The organism is Sporomusa sp., assembly GCF_057736855.1.
Genome location: NZ_JBYKYF010000113.1, coordinates 1 through 4,624, shown reverse-complemented (window position 1 = coordinate 4,624; position 4,624 = coordinate 1). Strand labels below are relative to the sequence as shown.

Below are 4,624 nucleotides of genomic sequence, written 5' to 3'. Positions count from 1 at the left end.
ATCGACGCAAGGTAAGTCCATCGTGAACGATAACTGTGTGCGCTGCCATCAATCGACAATAGAAACTACCGGTATGGTCGTCGGTGGGCAGGATTGCATCAAGTGTCATCGCGGTGTAGTCCATGGCACGAACAAAAGCAAAGGAGGGGTAAAGGTTGAATAAACTGCAAAAATCTTTAATTGCCCTGCTGGCTGTAGGTCTGCTATTCTTTGGGTTTGTTGTCGTGCGCATTGGGGTGGTCAAACCTGCTTCTACTGTCAAAGTTGGCGCTGTTCCGGCAGGGGAAATGGATCCCGCAGTATGGGGGAAATATTACCCGTTGCAGTATGCTAGTTATCAGAAAACAGCGGAAGCGGCACCTTCACCAACAGGATATGGTGGTAGTGTCTTAGTGCAAAAATCACAAATGCAGCCGGAAATGCTAATACTGTTTAAAGGTATGCCTTTCAGCAAGGACTATGCGGAAGACCGGGGCCATATTCACGCTATGGAGGATTTGCGGGAAACCAAGCGGATTGGTCCGACCAGCAAGGGCGCATGCATTACCTGTAAGACTCCATATGTAGAGCAGGCCTATAAGGAATTAGGCTGGGAGTATGCCAATAGACCGCTTGCTGAAATGATGGATAAAGCCAAAGTTCCTATTGTTTGCTCAACCTGCCATGATCCGGCAACCATGAACCTTCGGGTCATTAATCCGGCATTTATTGAGGCTCAGGCAGAACGAGGCATCGATGTGACTAAAGCGTCGCGGGAAGAGATGCGTAGTTATGTTTGTGCGCAATGCCATTCTGAATATTATTTTGAACCCGGCACTACCAAAGTGGTTTTTCCCTGGGCCAAGGGACTGAAGCCGGAAGACATGTATGCTTACTATAGTGAAACACCGCGGGGCTTTGTTCAGGATTGGCAGCATCCGGATTCCAAAGCCGCCATGCTCAAAGCTCAGCATCCTGATTATGAATTATTTTCTACCGGCACTCACGGTATGGCTGGTGTTGCCTGTGCGGATTGCCATATGCCTTATATTCGGAAAGACGGGCAAAAGTATTCTTCCCATTGGGTGACAAGTCCGCTCAAAACCTTACATGAGTCCTGTACACCCTGCCATACCCAAAGTACTGATTGGCTGTTGGAACGGGTAAAGACTGTTCAAAATCAAACGTTTGAGCTCCAGCGCATGGCTGGTCAGAATATTGTCAAGGCGCATCAAGCCATTCAGGCTGCAGCCAGCCAGCCAGGAGTTGATGAAGCTGGTTTGGCTAACGCACGGGAACTGGTACGCAAAGCCCAGTTTTATTGGGATCTCCTGGCTGCCGAAAATAGTATGGGATTCCATAATCCATCCCAGGCGCTAAATACTCTGGGACAAGCTAACGAATTGGCTCATCAGGCTATCGCTGCCGCGAATGCCGCAGCCGGCATAAAGATGTATTAAACCAGCAACAGGAGAAAGCCGTTTCGGCTTTCTCCTGTTTGTTTTTACTATAATTTACAAAAAATAGTTACATAAGTTAACAAATAGCGCTGCTGTTGTCTGATGATTGGGTTTCAGCAGAATTTGGCTATGGACTGTAATCCTAGTAAAATCGCCAGTTGTTAGTATTTACAGAATCTGGCGCAGTAGTTATTAAAGGATTATTCACATTAAACGCGAATTATTATTAGCGGAAATGGAGTCAAATTTATTTCTACATTAGAAAGGTGATTTTTTTGGTAAAAAAGTTTATTAAAAGTAAACTCATACACAGTTTTCTTGCTTTTTCCCTGATTACTACATCATTCGGCGGCGCTTTTGCTCTCCCTGCCTTTGCAGCCAGTTCTGAAACTGTAGAGGCAGAAGAAGCGGTCAAGGATAGTTCTTCGACTAAAAGTATACTGGCTGGTATCGCTGTAATCGGTTTGATCAGTGCTTTGAGCAATCATGGCGATTCATCTGACGGCTCTTCTGTGAAAAATACTAGTACATCTGCGCCTTCTAAATCCAATACAAACTCAACGTCCACATCGTCAACACCTACTGTTTCTACTTCCGATGAGGCGACGGCCATTAGCCTATTGAATCAAGACCGTGCCGCTAATGGACTGGGGGCACTCAAAGCCAATGCACAGCTAACCAAATTGGCCGAAGACTATGCGAAGGATATGATTCAACGTGGTTATTTTTCCCATTATAACCCTGAAGGACTGTCGCCATTTCAACGCATGACTAACGCTGGCATTACCTACAAAACAGCCGGGGAAAACTTGGCTATTAACACAAGTGTTGCTGCGGCGGAGAAAGCGTTCATGAACAGTTCAGGGCATCGCGCCAATATTCTCAACTCCACTTACACCGATGTAGGTATTGGCGTAGTACGCAGCCCCGGGGGTTCGGTCTATGTTGTACAAGAGTTTATTAGCAAGTAACCACGGGGATTTTCCAGTCAGTATTTTTCTTTGCTAGTGTAAATTATGTGGTTGATTCCATTAGCTAAACTAAACTACGTCTACGTCTGGGCGTCTGGTAAATTCCATATGTATGGGTTGAAAAACAAGAGTAAGGCACATTACGCTTAGCGTAATGTGCCTTTGCCTTTACTCAAAACCATTATGTTATAGATACAGGTCTTGGCATGGTGATATCAGTTCATAATCTTCTGGCAAGCAATGGTTCCACAGCGGAATGGATTGATTAATTTCCCATATATTAGCAGCATACTCAGCGAACGTGCGGTCACTAGAGAACCAGCCGGAGTGAGCAATGTTCATCAGGGACATGGTTTGCCAGCGGTTTTTATCCTGATAAGCGTCGGCCAGTTTGCTCTGGGCATTGACATAGGAATCAAAGTCTTTTAACAGGAAATATTGGTCACCATGATGGAGCAAGGCATCATAATGGGTCCGAAATTCATCCAGATTAGGGGTGAGGAAGCCGTTGACTAATTGATCCATTACGGTTTTGAGCCGTGGGTTGCTGTTGTATACATCCCAGGGGTTATAGCCACCATAGCGATAATAATTTAACACTTCCTCGGCAGTTAACCCAAAAACAAAAATATTATCAGGGCCTACAGCATTTCTAATCTCGATATTGGCACCGTCCAATGTGCCGATGGTTACAGCGCCGTTCATCATAAATTTCATGTTGCCGGTACCGGAAGCTTCTCGGCTGGCTGTTGAGATTTGCTCACTGACATCTGAAGCCGGAATAATGAGCTCAGCATGGGACACATTATAATTTTCCAAAAAAACAACCTTAATTTGATTCTTAATGGTAGTATCGTTATTAATTTTGTCAGCCAGCGTGTTGATGAGCTTAATGGTTTTTTTGGCCTTGTAATATCCCGGAGCGGCTTTGCCTGCAAAAATGAAAGTGCGGGGTGTAATCGTAAGACTAGGATTTTCCTTAAGTCGGTTGTAGAGATCCATGATATGCAGGACATTAAGACTTTGGCGCTTGTAGGCATGGATACGCTTGATGTGGGAATCAAAAATCGAGTTGACATCAACGAGAATATTATATTTGGCTTTAATATATTTGGCTAATTGAAGTTTGTTCTGCATTTTGACATTAGCCAGATTTTCAAGGAACGCAGGATCATTAGCCAATGGCGCTAGTTTAGTCAATTCACAGGGATAGTCTATCCAATCTCGACCGATGGCGTCACTAATCAGGTTAGCCAGTCTGGGGTTAGCCGTCAGCAGCCAGCGGCGTTGCGTAATTCCGTTGGTGATGTTCATAAATTTTTCAGGGGTATGGATATAAAAATGTTTCATAACCGATTGCTTAAGAATTTGCGTATGAATTTCGGACACACCATTGACTGTGTGGCTGCCGGCGATGGCTAGATGGGCCATATGCACTAATCCATCGGCAATGATGGCCATGCGATGGATTCGCTCCCAGTCGCCAGGATATTTTGCCCAAAGCTGCTGGCAATAACGTTCATTAATCTCATGAATAATCATATAGATACGCGGTAGGAGTTGTTCGATCATGCTGGCAGGCCATGTTTCCAGTGCTTCCGGTAAAACTGTGTGATTGGTGTAAGATATGGTGCGTACTGTAAGGTCCCACGCTTCTTCCCAACTTAATCCACAATCATCTAGCAGAATGCGCATTAGTTCTGGTATTGCCAGTGCCGGATGGGTATCGTTAATATGAATGGCGATTTTGTCTGGCAGATCATGCAGGTGAGTATACTGTAGCCTGAAGTTTTTTATGATACTCTGTAATCCGGCTGATACAAGAAAGTATTGTTGCTTGAGACGCAGGAGTTTGCCTTCATAATGCGTATCATCCGGATAAAGAATGTCGGTAAGGGATTCGATACTGTGTTTGTATTCAATGACACTGTTGCAGTGAACTCCATGTCCGCAGCAGGTATGGCTGCTTACATCCACTTCGGCGCTCCACAATCGCAAGGTGTTTACTACCTCATTGTTATAACCCACTATGGGTACGTCATAGGGTACAGCGATGACACGCTCATAATTTTCATGAATAAACTTGGTTTTTCCATTGGTTTGCACCCGAACGTTACCGCCGAAGCGCACGGTTACCTTTTCTTGCGGGCGGCGGTATTCCCAGACATAGGATTGATCCCTGAGCCAGTTATCAGGATATTCCTGCTGATAACC

The 4,624-nt window shown here is 45.0% G+C and carries 3 protein-coding genes; 2 read left to right on the top strand and 1 reads right to left on the bottom strand.

What is annotated here, in order from left to right; genetic code table 11:
* Positions 1–155: 155 nt before the first annotated feature.
* The gene (locus AC29Z1_RS09085; RefSeq protein WP_488271141.1) at positions 156–1,439 is read left to right on the top strand and encodes an ammonia-forming cytochrome c nitrite reductase subunit c552; all 1,284 of its coding nucleotides are present in this window, start codon (positions 156–158) and stop codon (positions 1,437–1,439) included.
* 275 nt (positions 1,440–1,714) lie between these two features.
* Positions 1,715–2,410 (top strand): CAP domain-containing protein, encoded by a 696-nt coding sequence (locus AC29Z1_RS09080; RefSeq protein WP_488271140.1) that lies wholly within the window; start codon positions 1,715–1,717, stop codon positions 2,408–2,410.
* A gap of 186 nt (positions 2,411–2,596) precedes the next feature.
* On the opposite strand, the gene AC29Z1_RS09075 is transcribed toward AC29Z1_RS09080, so the two are convergent.
* Positions 2,597–4,624 (bottom strand): glycogen/starch/alpha-glucan phosphorylase (locus tag AC29Z1_RS09075; RefSeq protein WP_488271139.1); only part of this gene is annotated, 2,028 nt, incomplete at its 5' end.